The sequence below is a fragment of the Pseudomonas sp. Sample_23 genome (genome assembly GCF_004307595.1).
Classification (GTDB): Bacteria; Pseudomonadota; Gammaproteobacteria; order Pseudomonadales; family Pseudomonadaceae; genus Aquipseudomonas; species Aquipseudomonas atacamensis.
The window spans coordinates 24,431-40,516 of the sequence record NZ_RCNX01000087.1 but is presented as its reverse complement, the minus strand read 5'-3'; the positions used below and the strand labels follow the sequence as shown (position 1 = coordinate 40,516).

At 60.8% G+C, this 16,086-nt stretch carries 16 protein-coding genes; 7 read left to right on the top strand and 9 right to left on the bottom strand.

Annotated elements, in window-relative coordinates:
• The coding region (locus D8U82_RS28310) for a hypothetical protein (RefSeq protein ID WP_206663338.1) at positions 1-442 on the top strand (442 nt) is incomplete at its 5' end.
• A 356-nt stretch (positions 443-798) separates the two neighbouring features.
• Entirely contained in the window at positions 799-1,152 is a 354-nt protein-coding gene (locus D8U82_RS23605) for a hypothetical protein (protein ID WP_024012339.1), read from the top strand.
• A 229-nt stretch (positions 1,153-1,381) separates the two neighbouring features.
• Here the strand turns inward: D8U82_RS23605 and D8U82_RS23600 are convergent, their stop codons facing one another.
• From D8U82_RS23600 to inhA, 4 genes are all read right to left on the bottom strand, one after another.
• Positions 1,382-1,924 carry a hypothetical protein gene (locus D8U82_RS23600; protein WP_130903095.1) on the bottom strand — a complete coding sequence of 181 codons (543 nt, stop codon included), beginning with the start codon at positions 1,922-1,924 and terminating at the stop codon, positions 1,382-1,384.
• Between the two features lie 204 nt (positions 1,925-2,128).
• A complete protein-coding gene (locus tag D8U82_RS23595) occupies positions 2,129-3,694 on the bottom strand; it encodes a PAS domain-containing methyl-accepting chemotaxis protein (protein ID WP_130903094.1) in 1,566 nt (521 codons plus the stop codon).
• 103 nt (positions 3,695-3,797) lie between these two features.
• On the bottom strand, positions 3,798-4,589 hold the full coding sequence (locus tag D8U82_RS23590; protein ID WP_130903093.1) for a CPBP family intramembrane glutamic endopeptidase: 792 nt from the start codon (positions 4,587-4,589) through the stop codon (positions 3,798-3,800).
• Between the two features lie 209 nt (positions 4,590-4,798).
• The gene (inhA, locus tag D8U82_RS23580) at positions 4,799-5,485 is read right to left on the bottom strand and encodes an isonitrile hydratase (RefSeq protein ID WP_130903092.1); all 687 of its coding nucleotides are present in this window, start codon (positions 5,483-5,485) and stop codon (positions 4,799-4,801) included.
• Positions 5,486-5,574: 89 nt separating this feature from the next.
• Here inhA and D8U82_RS23575 point away from each other — a divergent pair, with 89 nt between their 5' ends.
• Positions 5,575-6,558: a GlxA family transcriptional regulator gene (locus D8U82_RS23575; protein WP_130903091.1), complete on the top strand. Its 984-nt coding sequence runs from the start codon at positions 5,575-5,577 to the stop codon at positions 6,556-6,558.
• Here D8U82_RS23575 and D8U82_RS23570 read toward each other — a convergent pair.
• Positions 6,527-7,414, bottom strand: coding sequence for an alpha/beta hydrolase (locus tag D8U82_RS23570; protein WP_130887035.1), 888 nt, complete (start codon positions 7,412-7,414; stop codon positions 6,527-6,529). The two genes, D8U82_RS23575 and D8U82_RS23570, sit on opposite strands and share 32 nt — an antisense overlap.
• A gap of 114 nt (positions 7,415-7,528) precedes the next feature.
• Between D8U82_RS23570 and D8U82_RS23565 the strand changes: the two genes are divergently transcribed.
• Entirely contained in the window at positions 7,529-8,137 is a 609-nt protein-coding gene (locus tag D8U82_RS23565) for a hypothetical protein (RefSeq protein ID WP_241664190.1), read from the top strand.
• Here D8U82_RS23565 and D8U82_RS23560 read toward each other — a convergent pair.
• The 3 genes from D8U82_RS23560 to D8U82_RS23550 form a co-directional block, all read right to left on the bottom strand.
• Positions 8,109-8,498 carry a hypothetical protein gene (locus D8U82_RS23560; RefSeq protein ID WP_130903090.1) on the bottom strand — a complete coding sequence of 130 codons (390 nt, stop codon included), beginning with the start codon at positions 8,496-8,498 and terminating at the stop codon, positions 8,109-8,111. The genes D8U82_RS23565 and D8U82_RS23560 overlap by 29 nt on opposite strands.
• Positions 8,499-8,808: 310 nt before the next feature.
• Positions 8,809-10,635, bottom strand: coding sequence for a glycoside hydrolase family 15 protein (locus D8U82_RS23555; protein ID WP_130903089.1), 1,827 nt, complete (start codon positions 10,633-10,635; stop codon positions 8,809-8,811).
• A complete protein-coding gene (locus tag D8U82_RS23550; RefSeq protein WP_125918444.1) occupies positions 10,628-11,428 on the bottom strand; it encodes a glucose 1-dehydrogenase in 801 nt (266 codons plus the stop codon). The genes D8U82_RS23555 and D8U82_RS23550 overlap by 8 nt, the downstream gene beginning before the upstream one ends.
• 233 nt (positions 11,429-11,661) lie before the next feature.
• On the opposite strand from D8U82_RS23550, the gene D8U82_RS23545 reads away from it, so the two are divergent.
• Entirely contained in the window at positions 11,662-12,834 is a 1,173-nt protein-coding gene (locus D8U82_RS23545; protein WP_130903088.1) for an MFS transporter, read from the top strand.
• A gap of 111 nt (positions 12,835-12,945) precedes the next feature.
• Here the strand turns inward: D8U82_RS23545 and D8U82_RS23540 are convergent, their stop codons facing one another.
• Positions 12,946-14,079 carry a cupin-like domain-containing protein gene (locus tag D8U82_RS23540; protein WP_130903087.1) on the bottom strand — a complete coding sequence of 378 codons (1,134 nt, stop codon included), beginning with the start codon at positions 14,077-14,079 and terminating at the stop codon, positions 12,946-12,948.
• A 136-nt stretch (positions 14,080-14,215) separates the two neighbouring features.
• Between D8U82_RS23540 and D8U82_RS23535 the strand changes: the two genes are divergently transcribed.
• Positions 14,216-14,956, top strand: a complete 741-nt coding sequence (locus D8U82_RS23535; protein ID WP_130887030.1) for an alpha/beta fold hydrolase — start codon at positions 14,216-14,218, stop codon at positions 14,954-14,956.
• Positions 14,957-14,991: 35 nt separating this feature from the next.
• The gene (locus tag D8U82_RS23530) at positions 14,992-15,975 is read left to right on the top strand and encodes a TauD/TfdA family dioxygenase (RefSeq protein ID WP_130903086.1); all 984 of its coding nucleotides are present in this window, start codon (positions 14,992-14,994) and stop codon (positions 15,973-15,975) included.
• Positions 15,976-16,086: the final 111 nt, after the last annotated feature.

The following is a 16,086-nucleotide window of genomic DNA, read 5'->3' as shown; positions in this document are numbered from 1 at the left end:
CTCGAGCTTGCGCTCATTGTTGAGTGGTGCGGCTTCGCCGCGGGCAGCTGCGCTGTTTTGCTTTTCTGCTTTTTGTGGGAGCGAGCCTGCTCGCGAAGGCGGCCTGACAGCCGACCATTATCCACCGGCCGGACTCAATCCCTGTGGGAGAGCACTCGAGCTAACGCTCATTGTTGAGTGGTGCGGCTTTGCCGCGGGCAGCTGCGCTGTTTTGCTTTTCTGTGGGAGCGAGCTTGCTCGCGAAGGCGGCCTGACAGCCGACCACTATCTACCGGCCGGACTCAATCCCTGTGGGAGCTGGCTTGCCAGCGATGGCGACCTCCAAGCCGACCAGTCCCCCACTGATGTACCCGATCCAAATGTGGGAGCGAGCCTGCTCGCGAAAGCGCTCTTCCAGACGACCTCAAACCACCTGACTGTCAGAGGCAATCCCTGCACTTAAACATCATCAAGTACCCCCGTTGAAACTACACGACCCGTTACGCCATCCCGGCTACAACTCCTTGCGCCATTGCCTACGCCTACGCCAGAATCCGCCGGCTTACGCGGCTATGAGGTTGGCTATATCGTTTCTCGGTCACTGACAAAAAGCAGTGATCGGGTTTGGTAGCCCGTCTCTAAGCGTCATGACGCCATATGCAGTCTCTGTAGAGACTCGATTTATGGTGGCCATGCGTGGGGCTCCTTCGGGAGCGCCGGGTTTCCTGCTTAGACCGGTCTACCAACCTGCGTATGGTCGCCACCCTCGTTTGGTAGCGAGAGTGATGACTCCTTATTTTCTAAGTAGGAGCTTCATCTATGTTCAAAGTAACCCCCAACCCGCCACCCTCCCACGACCGCGCACTAGACCCGCAAAAAATCCAGGAAGCCACCGACCGCGCCCTCGATTACTACCTCAAACCTGAAGACCTGGCAGCCCCGCCAAGTTCACCGAAATATCGCCCGGTCTATGTTGTCGACCCCACGCTGGATGACGAAACCCTGTTGGTCGAGGCCTGCGAGTCGCTTTCATACGCCCATGCCATGGCCGGTAACATCGCCAACTCAATAGGCGGCCCGGAACGCAAACCACTGCTGGCGCTGCAACAGGTGATCATGCTCAATGAACTTTTGGTCAATCGACTGCTGGATAAGCTGAAGTTGCCTCAATAAATTCGTTGGCTGTAATGGCCTCTTCGCGAGCAGGCTCGCTCCCACTGGGGATCGTCGTCGGGCACATATCTGTGGTCACCGCATATCGGATGTAGGGTGAGCCTGCTCGCGATGTTGGCCTGACGACCAACCGGCCTCTTACTGATGCACCCGGTCCAAATGGGGGGGGGCGAGCTTGCTCGCGAAAGCGGCATCCCAGACGACACCAAAATCACAGGCCAACTTCCCGCTATTTCGTTGCGGTATACCAAACAGTATCCGCCAATGCCTCAAAATATTGTTTGGCTTTCAGATCATCTCTTTTTAAATTGAAAGTACCTTTGGGTCTTATTTGTTCGGGGGTTTCGTCGGGTTTTGTTTTTGCAAATGTCGCCTCGAATTCGCCTTCAACAGTCCCTTTTACAGGATCCAGCTTAATGCTCAGTGTCGCATCACCCGCCGCGATAACTCGCCAGCCTTTAAGTTCGCCCTTCTTTATTGAATGTCTGTGGTCACAGTACAAGCCCGCTGCAAGCGTATAAGTGCCTTCCAGGATGTCCTCGTTGATATACGGCACTGCGAGCATAAAACCGAAAAGATCCTCTGAATCAACGGTGCCTACGGAGCCGTAAAATATCCATGAGTTATCAGTTGTCGTGCTTGATTTAAAGAATAATGTTCTTTGAGCTTCGGTTGATAAAGAATCGATCTGCCACTGAAATTCGTTGTCCTCTGTTTCGAAGTTATTTATCTGCGGGACGTTATTTTTGTTATAAAAATCTCTGAAGTTCACGATGAAATCCTTCTGTCTCGTAGGGGGATCCCGTCGATTGATCGGACGGTAATTCATAGATATTCAGTTTCTAAAATGTTGTCTACTGTCAGAGTTGTCAGCTAGACATAGTTCGCAGAATGTGCTTTTCGCTTATTTCTTTGTTTCAGGTATTAAAAAAACCGGAAGCTTTAGCTGTCCGGTTTTTTTATCCTGCTAGAGCAATCAGCGGTTAAACCGCGCCACCAACGAATACTGCGTGTTGGCCGTCTTCGTCAGCTCTTCACTCAACAACGCCGAGTTATGCGCTTGCTCGGACGTCTGATCCGCCAGTTCCGAGATATTGCTGATGTTACGGCTGATCTCTTCAGCCACGGCACTTTGCTCTTCGGTCGCGGCGGCGATCTGGGTGGTCATGTCGGTGATGTTGGCCACTGCTTCGCTGATGCCGACCAGTGCCTGATCCGCTTCCAGGACCCGCGCCACGCCTTCTTCAGCCTGGCGATGCCCGGCTTCCATGGTTTGCACGGCGCTGGAGGCGGTCTGTTGCAACTTGGCGATCAGGGCATGGATCTGCCCGGTGGATTCGCTGGTGCGTTGCGCCAGTTGGCGGACTTCGTCAGCCACGACCGCAAAACCACGGCCCATTTCACCGGCACGCGCCGCTTCAATCGCAGCGTTGAGGGCGAGCAGGTTGGTCTGGTCGGCGATGCCTTTGATCACGTCGACCACGCCGCCGATTTCGTCGCTGTCCTTGGCCAGTTGCGTCACGGTCAGGCCGGTTTCGCCGACGACCACCGACAGGCGCTGAATCGCTTCGCGGGTTTCCCCGGCGATGTCGCGGCCGCGGCCGGTCAGGCGGTTGGCTTCCTGGGTGGCGTCAGCGGTGCGCTGTACGTGGCTGGCGACTTCCTGGGTGGTGGCGGCCATCTGGTTGACGGCGGTGGCGACCTGTTCGGTTTCCACGCGCTGGCGTTCCAGACCGGTCGAGCTGTTGTGCGCCAGGGCGTCGGACTGCTTGGCCTGATCGGTCAAGTGCTCGGCGGTGTCCTGCAGGCGGGTCAGGCAGGTTTTCAGGCGTGCTTCCTGGCTGAGGATCGACATTTCCAGACGCGCCTGCGCGCCACGGCTGTCGGTGTACATCTGCGCGATCAGCGGGTCGGAGGTGGTCTGTTCGGCCAGGCGCAGCAGGCGCTTGAGCCCGCGTTGCTGCCATTGCAGGCCCATCAGGCCCAACGGCACCGAAAGACCGGCGGCGAGGGCGAAGCCCCACTGCGAGTTCAGCGTCGCGCCAATCATGAAGCTCAGCTGGCTGACCAGAATGAACGGCAGCCAGTCCTGCAGGAGCGGCAGCCATTTGTCCGTCGAAGGAATCGCCGACTTGCCCTGGTTGATGCGTTGATAGAGCGCTTCGGCGCGGCGGATCTGTTCGGCGGTGGGCTTGACGCGCACCGACTCGTAACCGATCACCTGATTGCCGTCGAACACCGGTGTTACATAGGCGTTAACCCAATAGTGGTCACCGGACTTGCAGCGATTCTTGACGATGCCCATCCATGGCAAGCCTTGTTTCAGTGTGCCCCACATGTGCGAGAACACCGCCGACGGCACGTCAGGGTGACGGACCAGATTGTGCGGCGCCCGGATCAGTTCCTCCCGCGAAAACCCGCTGATCTCGACAAAGTCGTCGTTGCAGTAGGTGATCACGCCCTTGGCATCGGTGGTGGAAATCAACCGTTGCTGAGCTGGAAAGGTCCGCTCGCGTTGTGTAATGGGCTGGTTGTTACGCATGGTTTTTCAATCCGCAAGGCTTTGAATGGTTGTCGGCGCCGACAGGTTTTTATTGAAGTTTTTTTTTCAGATTTAAGTACGGCGTCGCAGAACCGCGCTTGCATCAACTGGCCAGCATCGGATAGGTGAACAGACCGAAGTGCAAAAGATTCAGGCCGAAATGGGTGGCGATCGCCGCGCCCAGTCCGCCGAAACGGTAAGCCAGACCATAGCCGACCCCGGCCAGTCCCGCCAGCAACACCCAGGTCCAGCCAGCGCCGGCATGCACCAGACCAAACAGCAGCGAGGCCAACAGCAGCGCGAGGTTGTCGCCGTAGGGCAGGTGCTTGAAGCGACGGCTCAGCCCGCCCTGTATATAGCCGCGAAACAGCGCTTCCTCGACCAGCGTCACCAGCAGCAGATTGTTCAGCACCCACAGCCAGGCCTGATTCGGCCACTTCGGCGCCCAGGCGATTACGCCGAGCAACAATGCGCCGCCGAGGGCGAGAATCGCGCACAGCGTCAGGGCGAGGGCGGTGGCATAGACCGTCAGGCGCAACGATCGCCGCGCGACGATCCACGGACAAACCAGCAGCAACCAGAAGCCCACCAGCGGTTTGTCGAGATTGAGGTACATCGCGAACGGCACGGCGTTGTCAGTGAAACGCTGCGGATTGATCACCCGGCCGTTGGCGAAGCCCGGCAGCCAGTGCAGCGCCAGTGCCACGGCCAAAACGATGAACAGGCCATGGCCGAGCCAACGCGCGACCGGCACCTCTTGCTGACGCACGGCGAACGTGGCGAACAGCAAAAGCCCCACGGAGATCAATGCCAGCCAACCGAGCTGGCCGTAGCTCAGGGCCAGTCCGTAACCGAGGCCGAGCAGCGCGAGATAGAGCCAGGGCAGCGCCTTCATCGAAAGTCCTTGTGCGAGATTTCTGAAAGGGGCTTTCTACACGGGCGAGGGAGGTGGGACAAGTGAAGGTGTGGCAGTCATGCCAGACACAAATCAAATGTGGGAGCGAGCCTGCTCGCGAAAGCGGTCTTCCAGATGACGTCACTGGCGACTGACACTCCGCCTTCGCGAGCAGGCTCGCTCCCACAGGTTTTGCATTCGGCTGGATATCAGCGCAGGCCCAGTTTGGCCGCTGCGCGTTCAGTAATCTCGGTGCGCAGCTTCAACGAAGGCGCCGCGCGCAACCGCGCTTCATCGACAACTGCACTCGGTGCCACGTCCGGGCTGCCGGCATTGAACGGCGGTGCCGGGGCATATTCCAGTTGCAACTGCACCAGTTGCGCCGTATCGGCATCGACCAGTTCCGCCGCCAGCACCAAGGCGAAATCGATGCCAGCAGTGATTCCGCCACCGGTAAACAGATTGCCGTCGCGTACCACCCGATCCTTCACCGCAATCGCCCCCAGCGTCGGCAGCAACTGGTGATAAGCCCAGTGCGTGGTCGCGCGCTTGCCCCGCAGCAGCCCCGCCGCGCCAAGCACCAGCGAGCCGGTGCACACCGAGGTCACATAACGTGCCTGCGCGGCTTGGCGTTTGATGAAATCCAGCGTCTGCTGATCTTCCATCAGCGGCCCGACGCCACTGCCGCCGGGCACGCAGATCACATCCAGATCCGGACAATCCTCGAAAGTAGTAGTCGGTTTCAGCAGCAGGCCGGTGCTGGACGTCACCGGCATCAGGTCCTTCCAGATCAGGTGCACCTGCACGCCGGGCAACGAGGCGAGCACGTCGTAAGGGCCGGTCAGGTCGAGTTGCTGAACCTGCGGGAATAACAGAAAACCGATCTGCAGCGTCATCGTTGTGGCTCCGTTGAAAGAAGTGGACGACTTCACTGTAGGCGGGTAGGTTCTGGCGCATACGCCAATCAACCCACGAATTACGCCAAATGCCTAAAGCCATTCACGTTCTCGCGTTCGCCAACATGCAGATCCTTGATGTCACCGGACCGTTGCAGGTGTTCGCCTCGGCCAACGATCTGGCCCGCCAGCGCGGCATGTCGGTGCCGTATGCGCCGAGCGTGATCGCCAGCGGCGGCGGGGCGGTGATGTCATCGGCGGGCCTGGCGGTGCTCGCCGAACCGTTGCCGCAAACGCCCAGCGATACCTTGATCATCGCCGGCGGCTGGGGCATTTATCCCGCCGCCGAAGACCCACAACTGGTCGACTGGGTGAGTGAGCACGGCACTCATTGCCGGCGCGTGGCTTCGGTGTGCACCGGGGCCTTTCTGCTCGCCGCCAGCGGCTGGCTCGATGGTCGCCGCGTGGTCACCCACTGGACGCGCTGCGAGCAACTGGCCGCGCAGCATCCGAATCTGCACGTGGAAGCCAATCCGATTTTTATCAACGACGGCCCGGTGTGGACTTCCGCCGGGGTCACGGCCGGTATCGATCTGGCGTTGGCCATGGTCGAAGAAGACCTCGGCCGCGACATCGCCCTCGACGTCGCCCGGCACCTGGTCGTCTTCCTGAAACGCCCGGGCGGGCAGTCGCAATTCAGCGTGACGCTGTCGCTGCAACAACAGGGCAACCGCTTCGATGAACTGCACGCCTGGATCGCCGAAAACCTGACCTGCGACCTCGGCGTCCCGACCCTCGCCGAACAGGCCGGCATGAGCGAACGCAGCTTCATCCGCCACTACCGCGCCGACACCGGCCAGACCCCGGCGCGGGCGATCGAGTTGATCCGCGTCGAAACCGCCCGCCGACTGCTCAGCGATACCGGTTTGCCGGTGAAACGCATCGCCGCCAATTGCGGCTTTGGCAGCGAAGAGACGCTGCGGCGAAGTTTTCTCCGTGCCATTGGCGTGACACCGCAGGCTTATCGGGAGCGGTTTTCGGTCAGCGTTGCAACAGATCCAGTATCGCCTTGAGGGTTTCCTGCGGCGCTTCTTCGGGAATGTTGTGGCCGACGCCCGCCAGCACGCGCCGCTCATAGAAGCCGCTGAAATGTTCGGCATCTCCATCAATCAGCGAAGGCGGGCCGACGCCATCATCGGCGCCGCACAGCGAAATGCTCGGCACGCTGATCACCGGCTGTGTGGCCAGCGCTTCCTCCATCCACTCCAGGGCTGGATCGCCCGGGGCGTAGCCGAAGCGATGCCGATAGGAATGAATCACCACGTCGACGAAATCAGGATTATCAAAAGCGCCAGCGGTCAGCGGGTAGCGTTCATCCTTTCGCGCCCATGTCGGCGACCACAGCCGCCAAAGCAACTGACACAACTCCCGGCGATTCTGCTTAAGTCCCTCGACGCCACGCGGCGTGTGGAAGTAGTACTGATACCAGAGCCGATGCTCGTCTTCGGGGTCCAACGGCTGGTTCGCATGGGCGATGTCCTGCACGAGGTAGCCGTCGCCGCTGACCAGCCCGCGCACTCGCGCCGGAAACAACGCCGCGACAATACACGCCGCCCGACCGCCCCAGTCATACCCGCAAAGCGTGGCCTGTTCGATGCCCAGCGCATCCATCAGATCGAGCAAGTCCTGCGCCATCGCAGCTTGCTGGCCGGAGCGCAGGGTTTGCGCACTGTTGAACCGGGTCGGCCCGTAACCGCGCAAGTACGGCACGATGACGCGGTAGCCTCGAGCGGCCAGCGCCGGGGCGACTTCGTCGAAGGCGCGCGGGGAATAGGGGAAGCCGTGGAGCAGAATCACCGGGGCGCCGTTGTTCGGGCCATGCTGTTCGTAGGCAATGGTCAGAAAAGGCGTAAGGACTGACTGAATCATGACTGTCAACTCCGTGCAAACGTCTTCCAAACCCTAGACCATCGGATAGACTGCGCAGCTCATTCTGTCGACTGGCTTCAAGGACGATACATGTCACTCAAAACGCTGCTTGTTATGTTGGCACTTGTCGTGATGCTGACCGGTTGCGCATCGCCGCTACCGGCATTGCCGGACACCCCGCAGCGCCGTGAACTGATGGAGCGCATGTTTGCCAAGTCGACGATCATGCTGTCCTTCAAGGCGTTGGACGCACGATCCGCCACCGTGCCGGGCGAACCGCAACGCCAGCTCAGCGCCGATGAGGCATTGGCCAGCCATAAGCAACAAATGAATGTAGACCTGCCGGCGGCGTACTGGGAGCAGCGCCGTGCAAACCTTGCGCAACTTATCGATGCCAGAGCAAAAGGTGAAGCCATAGGTCTGGCGGCATACAAGCAGAAGTACTTCGAGCAATTATCCCTGGCACCGACGCCAATGCTCGCGGCGCTGGCTAATGCGCCGAGGATGGACGCGCTGGCAGAGTTTCCATTGGTGCTGCCCAATGACCATCAGCTCAGTTACTTCTACCTGATGACCGTTGCGGATGAAACGTTTTGGGAAATCGAGCAGTTCTACCAGCACATGGCCGATCTGGACGCCCAGTACGGCGTCTGTGCCCTGTACCCGGATTGCTACCGCCCGGACTTCCGCACGGCTAAGCCTCAAGCTCCGCGACCTGATTGAAATACTTCGTCCGATCCGGCGTAAACGTCACCTTCATCTTCGTCCGTGAGCACGTCAGCGCACGCTCCTGCGCCAGATCGATATCCAGATCTTCGCCACGCAGTCCCTGCCACTGCGCCAGATATTTCAGTGAGCCGTATTTCTCGTTTTTCTTCAGGCTGCGACTGACGCCACCCTTCCAGCCAAGCACCGGCAATTCGCCGGCCAGGCAGCGCCGGGCCAGTTCGGGAAAGCGTTCGGCGCGCTGGCGGCCGATTTCCCAGCATTTGATCAAGCCCTTGTCGGCGGCTTCCCAGAGCTGGGTGCGGCTCAGCCCGGTGCGAGGAGGGGAGTCGATGTTGCGCTGGACGTGGTGAGGCATTCCGCTTCCTTGAATTCGGGGGTGGTTGGACAGCTCCGCTGTGCCCGTTGCGTTGGATGGTAGGGGTGGATGTTTCGGCTGGCAACAAGGTATTTCGGCGTGTAAGCGTACGTTGCGCGAAGTGTTTCAACGTGACGTGAGTAGTTTTTGAGACGCGGTTTTTACACAGACTGTCGCCAGACGTAAACGGCGCACGGGTTCGACGACGGGGATGGGCCTGAGCCAGTTGTCTGGCATGCAGGCCCGTTGTGGAAACATACCTGTCGATCAGAGATCGGTCTGACAAGCGCTGGCGAAAAAGCGCTCAACGCTATGGCTGCCAGGAACTCTTCTCGCCACTCAACTTGCGATCAAGAAAACTCGCCGCACTGATCAACGCCAGATGCGTCAGCGCTTGCGGTGTGTTGCCCAGGTGCCGCCCATGGCTGTCGAACTCTTCGGCATACAGCCCAAGCGGATTGGCATAACGCAGCAACTGCTCAAACTCCAGATGGGCTTTTTCCACCTGGCCGGCGCGGGCCAGGCATTCGACATACCAGAACGAGCACGCGGCGAACGCGCCTTCGGTGCCGCTGAGGCCATCGATGTTGGCGTCTTCGTTGCGATAGCGATAGACCATGCCGTCGCGCACCAGGGTTTTTTCGATCGCTTCCAGAGTCGACAGCCAGCGCGGATCCTTGGCGCTGACGAAGCGTACCAAAGGCATCAGCAGCATCGAGCCGTCCAGCGCGGTGCCGCCCTTGTACTGGACGAAGTGCCCGCGTTCCTCATCCCAGAAATTGTCCCAGATGTCGGTGTAGATCGCTTGCCGGGTCTGGTCCCAACGGGCGAACGGTGCCGGCAGCGAACGCTTGGAAGCCAGACGGATGGCACGGTCCAGCGCCACCCAGCACATCAGCCGCGAGTGCAGGAAATGATGGGTCTCACCGCGCATTTCCCAGATGCCGACATCTTCGCTCTGCCAGTTTTCGCAGACCTGATCGACCACTTCGCCGACGTGCCGCCAGCCTTCGTGGGAAATTGCGTCGCCGTACTTGTTGACCAGATACACGGCGTCCATCAGCTCACCGAAGATGTCAAGCTGGATTTGGTCATAAGCGCCGTTGCCGATGCGCACCGGTTGCGCGCCGCCGTGACCGGACAGGTGCGTGAGTTCGGTTTCCGGCAATTCCTGCTGACCGTCGATGGCATAGAGGATGTTGAGTTTCATCGGTTTGCCGCAGCAATCGCTGACCCGTCCGCGCAGCCACTGCATGTAATGGTTGGCCTCATCGACGAAGCCCAGGCGCATGAACGCGTAAACGGTGAACGAGGCATCGCGGATCCACGTGTAGCGGTAATCCCAATTGCGCTCGCCGCCGGGAGTTTCCGGCAGGCCGAAAGTGGCAGCGGCGAGGATTGCACCGTGCCGGCGTGAGGTCAGCAGTTTCAGGGCGAGGGCGGAGCGATTGACGATTTCCCGCCAGCGCCCGCGATAGTTGGATTGGCCGATCCAGCCACGCCAGTATTTGAGGGTGCGCTCCATGCACAATTCGGCGGCGCCTTCGGCAAAGCGTGGGTCGTCGCTGCCGCCGAGCATGAATGCGGCGGTTTCATTGTGCTCGAGGGTGAATTGCGCGACGGCCGCTTGCGCGTCGATCTGCAGTGGCTGATCTGAAGCCAGGCGTATCGACGGCTGGCCAGCGGCGTGGAACGTCACGTACTTTGCGTCGATCTCTGCCCGGGTGTCGGCGCGACCATAGTCGTGGCGCACTGCGCAACGCAGGTTGAACGTTGCTGAGCCGCTGACTACGCGCACCCGGCGCATCAGCAGGGGCAGGGCGTCGACATCGTCACCGATGGGCAGCAGATCGGTGATTTCCACCACCGCGTGTTCGCTCAGCCAACGGGTCTGCAAGACGTTGGTGTCGGGCAGATAAATCTGTTCCCGGCGTGCATCCGGCAAGTCCGGCGCGAGCTGGAAAATCCCTGCTTCAGGGGTGTCGAGCAGCGAGCAGAAGATCGTCGGGCTGTCGAACTCCGGCCAGCAGAAAAAATCCACGCTGCCCTTGTCGTTGACCAGTGCGGCGCTGCGCATGTCGCCGATGATGCCGTGGGCACCGATGGGACTTTGTTGTTCCACTTCAGGCTCAGCCATTGCCGCGAAACTCCGGATAGAGGCTCATCCCGCCATCGATGAACAGGGTGGTGCCGACGATGTAATCGGACAGGTCGGAAGCGAGGAAAACCACTGCGTTGGCAACATCCTCGACATCGCCAATGCGTCCATAGGGAATCAGCTCAAGAAGTTTTTCGCCGGCCGCGCCTTCAGTGGCTTCTGTGTTGATGGCCGTGCTGATCGCACCGGGCGCGATGCTGTTGATACGGATGCGCTGGTGGCTGACTTCCTGAGCGAGGCTCTGCATCAACTGATCGACGCCGCCCTTCGATGCCGCGTAATTGACATGCCCGGCCCATGGAATGCGCTGGTGCACCGAGCTCATGTGAATGATCTTGCCCGCCGCGCGCGACACGCCTTCGCGCACGCCCTGACGCTGGAAAATCCGCAACGCCGCCCGTGCGCAGAGGAACTGCCCGGTGAGGTTGACGCCGATCACCGTGTTCCAGTCGTCGAGGGTCATGTCCACGGCGGCAGCGTCTTTTTGCAGGCCGGAATTGGCCACCAGAATGTCCAGCGAGCCGAAGGCTTCGACGGTCTCGGCGAACAGCCGCTCGACATCTTCTTCTTTTGAAACATCCGCGCCGATGGCGAGGGCCTTGCCGCCTTCGGCGTTGATCTGTGCAGCCAGTTCTTCGGCGGGTTCGGCGCTGCTGTTGTAGTTGATTACGACCGCAGCGCCGGCCGCAGCGAGTGCTTTGGCGGCGGCATGGCCGATGCCGGAGCTGGCACCCGTGACCAGCGCCACCTGATGAGCGAGGGAAATCTGCATGACGATTCGCGCCTTGGTTCCAGAGACTTAAGTAGCTGACTGATGGCAGACGCTGAGAGTTCATTTGCTGGAAGCGGTGATTGCGCTGGCCCCTTCGCGAGCAGGCTCGCTCCCACAGGGGACGGCATTTCGAATGTGCGAGCGAAGGGGCCTTCACAGTCCGCTAACAATTGCACGCTTCCACGGCATTCAAGGCTATGGCAACTTGGCCGCCCCTGATGAGGCTGCAATCGATGGCAAATCCCTACCGCGAATTGTTCTCCGCCCCCGGTGCCCGTGCGTTTGTACTGGCCGGGATGCTGGCGCGCATGCCGATTTCCATGACCGGCATTGGCCTCATCACAATGCTTGCGCAGTTGAACGGCGGTTATGCGCTGGCGGGGGCGGTGGCGGCGACGTTTGCCTTGGCCACGGCGTTTTGCGCGCCGCAGGTATCGCGGCTGGTGGACCGTTATGGGCAGGGGCGGGTGCTGCCGATCGCAGCGCTGACCGGTGGCGGCGGGTTATTGATGTTGCTGCTGTGCACGCGTTTGCAGGCGCCGAACTGGACATTGTTCGTGTTCGCCGCGCTGGCCGGGTGCATGCCGAGCATGTCGGCGATGGTGCGGGCGCGCTGGACCGAGATCTATCGTGGCCAGCCGCAATTGCAGACGGCGTATGCGCTGGAGTCGGTGCTCGACGAAGTGTGTTTTATCGTCGGGCCTCCGCTGTCGGTGGGCCTGTCGGTCGCGGTGTTTCCCGAGGCCGGGCCGCTGGCGGCGCTGCTGGCCCTGGCCATCGGCGTGACGGCGTTTGTCGCCCAGCGCAGCACCGAGCCGCCCGTGCACGTGCAGGAGTCGCAGCATCAGGGCTCGATCATTCGCTCGACCGACGTGCAATGGCTGCTGGCGTTGATGCTGGCGATGGGCGTGATCGTCGGAGTCATCGATGTGGTCAGCGTCGCTTTCGCTCAACATCAGGGCCAGCCGGCAGCGGCGAGTATTGTTTTGTCGGTGTACGCGATCGGCTCATGCCTGGCCGGCATCGCCTTCGGTGCCATGCGTTCGAAACTGCCGTTGCCGCGCCTGTTTCTCTACGGCGGCGTGGCGACGGCGGTGACCACGCTGCCGCTGCTTTTGGCGAGCAACATCCTTGGCTTGTCGATCGCGGTATTTATCGCCGGGCTGTTCTTTTCACCGACGTTGATTGTGGCGATGGCGTTGATCGAACGCATCGTGCCGCCGGCCAAACTGACTGAAGGCCTGACCTGGCTGGTGACCGGGCTGAGCATCGGCGTGGCGATCGGCGCCGCCGGTTCCGGCGCGCTGGTGGATGCGTTTGGCGCGCGTAGCGGCTTCTGGCTGGCGATTGCGGCGGGGGCGGTGGTGCTGATTTCAGCGTTCCAAAGTTTCCGTCACTTGAAATGAAATTCCACTGTGGGAGCGAGCCTGCTCGCGAAGGCGGTGTGTCAGTAAATATCTTCATACCTGATACAACGCATTCGCGAGCAGGCTCGCTCCCACAGTTATTTTGCAGTGTTACCAGCCTCGTCCTGAGTTGATCCAGAAGTTGACGGATAGCGACGTCGACACCGACTCCACCTGATGGAACCAGCCCTCGGGCAGGAATAGCAGATCCCCAGCCTCCAGCGTCACCCGCAAAAACGTCACCTCCCGCGCTGCCGGGAAACGTTCATAGTCCGGCGCGTCCGGGTTGAAATCGCAGCCATCCAGGCCTCCCTTGGGCGCTGTCGACCAGGTGCCCAGCGCTTCGCGGTGATGCGGCGCGGCGAGGGTGAATTTCTTCTGGCCCCAAACCTGGGCGAAGAGGTTGTCGGTGTCATCGCGGTGCAACGGCGTCAGCGTGCCCTTGGGGCCGATCCAGATACGTGGCGGAATGAACAACGACGTGTCGAAGTAGGGCGGGTACTGGATCTGTTGCAACAATTGCGCCGGCAGGATGTTGTTGCCCATGTACGCCGGCGGCTCGCCATCCGCGCCTTTGACCGCCGGGCTGTCCAGCGAGGCGATGAATTCGGCCATCGAGGTCGAGCGGAAATCACGCTCGGTGGAAAAGGTCTTCTTCACATAATCGCCATGGCGGGTGATGCCTTGCAGTTCGGCGAAATGCACCAGCGATTCCTCACGGCTCAGGCTGAACAACGGCCAGTCGTGCAGGGCATTGCTGATCACCAGCGGAATGCCGTTGGGCAGATAACGGGTTTCGAATTCGTGCCGGCTCAACTCGGCGCGCACACGGCGTTCGACGCTGGTCTGGCGAGGCAGCGCGGCAGTGAGCTTTTCGCTAAAGCGTGGCGGCGTCGGGTAGCGCTTGTTCATGTCGACCTTTTCCACCGTGCCGCCACCTTGGCGGGCGTGGTCGATGATCTGCGGCAACATCGTCGCCAGGCCCATGTTGCCGCCAATCTTCAAGCGACCGCTGGCGAACAGTTCCTCGACGTTGACCACGCCGGCCATGATCCCGAGAAAATCCTTTTCCGCGACTTCGATGGTCACGTCCGGACGCGGGTGGCGCCCGACTGCCGTGCGCTGGCTGGTCTTGATGTCGTACCAGTACGCCTGCTGCGCGCTGAAAATGAACTGGAAAACCCCCTCGATGCCGACCGCGCCGGCGTTGGCGAACAACTTTCCCAGAATGCTCTGCAGGTCCACGGTGATTCCCTCGCGATTGTTGTTTTTTTCCTGAACAGGCAACGAGCGGCTGGCGGGGGAATTTAGCGGCCGGGCGACTAATTTGTCCGGCGAGTGATCCGTCTTTCTTGCAGACACATTTTTCAAGGAAAGCGCGGTGACCAAGCTGACATTGCTGTGCCTGCCCTATTCGGGCGCCAGCGCCATGGTTTACAGCCGCTGGCGGCGTCAACTGCCGACGTGGCTGCAATTGCAACCGGTGGAACTGCCGGGGCGTGGCGCGCGGTTCGATGAACCGCTGCAAACCGACATGCGCGCACTGGCGCGGCAACTGGCGCGCGAGCACAAGCCGGGGCTGCAAGGCCCGTATGCGTTGTTCGGGCATAGCCTCGGTGCGTTGCTCGCCTGCGAACTGGCCCATGCCTTTCGCGAGTCGGGTGTGCCGGAGCCGCTGGCGCTGTTCGCCTCCGGCACCGCCGCACCGACCATGCGCAGCGACTACGACCGCGGCTTTGCCGAACCGCGCAGTGATGAAGAACTCATCGAACAGTTGCGCACCTTTCAAGGCACCAGCGAAGAAGTCCTCGCCAATAAAGAGCTGATGAGCCTGACCCTGCCGGTGCTGCGCGCCGATTTCATGATGTGCGGCCGCTTTACGCCTGCCGAGCGGCCCCTGCTCAATTGCCCGGTGCACGTGCTCGGTGGCAAGGAAGACCGCGCCACCACCGAACAACTGATCGGCTGGAGCAAAGAGACCCTGGGCAGTTTCTCGGTGGACATGATGACCGGCGGGCATTTCTTCATTCATGAACATGAAGCGCGGGTCATTCGCACGATCAAGACCCATCTGGAAGTGCATCACCGACGCCTTGCACAGGCGGCGCAACCGGCGTTCTGAGACGCGCCTCATCTATCATTTTCAGGAGGCCAGTCATGGCTGTTGCTCTGGGGTTTTCCGTGCGGCCGTTGCTGCCGCAGCGCGGACGTTTGCCGCTGTTGGTCGAGGCGGGCGATGCCGACACCGATCTGTTGGCGGTATTCGATGAATTGAAGGCCTTGGTCGACGAGCATCTGCTGCGCGACGGTGGTGTGCTATTTCGCGGTTTTCGCCTCGATGGCGCCGAGCAGTTCCGCCAGTTCGCCGCGAGTTTCGGCCATCCGCTGCTGAACTACGAGTTCGGCTCGACGCCGCGCACCAACGTCACTCAAGGCGTGTACACCTCCACCGAATACCCGGCGCACCAGAGCATTCCGCTGCACAACGAGCAGGCCTATTCCCGCGACTGGCCGATGAAGATCTGGTTCTACAGCATGATCACTGCCAGGTCCGGAGGCGAGACGCCGATTGCCGACAGCCGCGAAGTCTACCGGCGCATCCCCGTGGCGATCCGCGAGCGGTTCGTCAGCAAGGGCCTGATGTACGTGCGCAACTTTGGCAATGGCCTCGATGTCGCTTGGGAAGACGTGTTCAACACCGAAGACCGCGAAGTCGTCGAGGCCTACTGCAAGGCCCACGGCATTGTCTGCGAGTGGAAGGACGACGGTGAGCTGCGCACGCGGCAGACCTGTCAGGCGGTGGCGGTGCACCCGGTGACCGGCGACCACGTCTGGTTCAATCAGGCGCACCTGTTTCACATCTCCAACCTGCCAGCGGACGTGCGCGAAAGCCTGCTCGACATCGTTGACGAAGAAGACCTGCCACGTAACGTCTACTACGGCGACGGCTCGCCGATCGAAGACGAAGTGCTGGCGCAGATTCGTGCGGTGCTCGACGACTGTGCGATCAGTTTCCCCTGGCAGGAGGGCGATGTGCTGATGCTCGACAACATGCTTTCGGCTCACGCGCGCTCACCGTTCGAAGGGCCGCGCAAAGTCATCGTGGCGATGGCCGAGGGGCATTCGCAGGACGTGCGTTAGGCGCTTCGCCACTCTTCAACTCAAATGCCGAATCCGGGCCTGTACCGGCTTCGGCATTTGTCTGTCTGGCCTTTGTACCGTCGGGCCGTGAATGCCGCTGGCGCGCTAAAT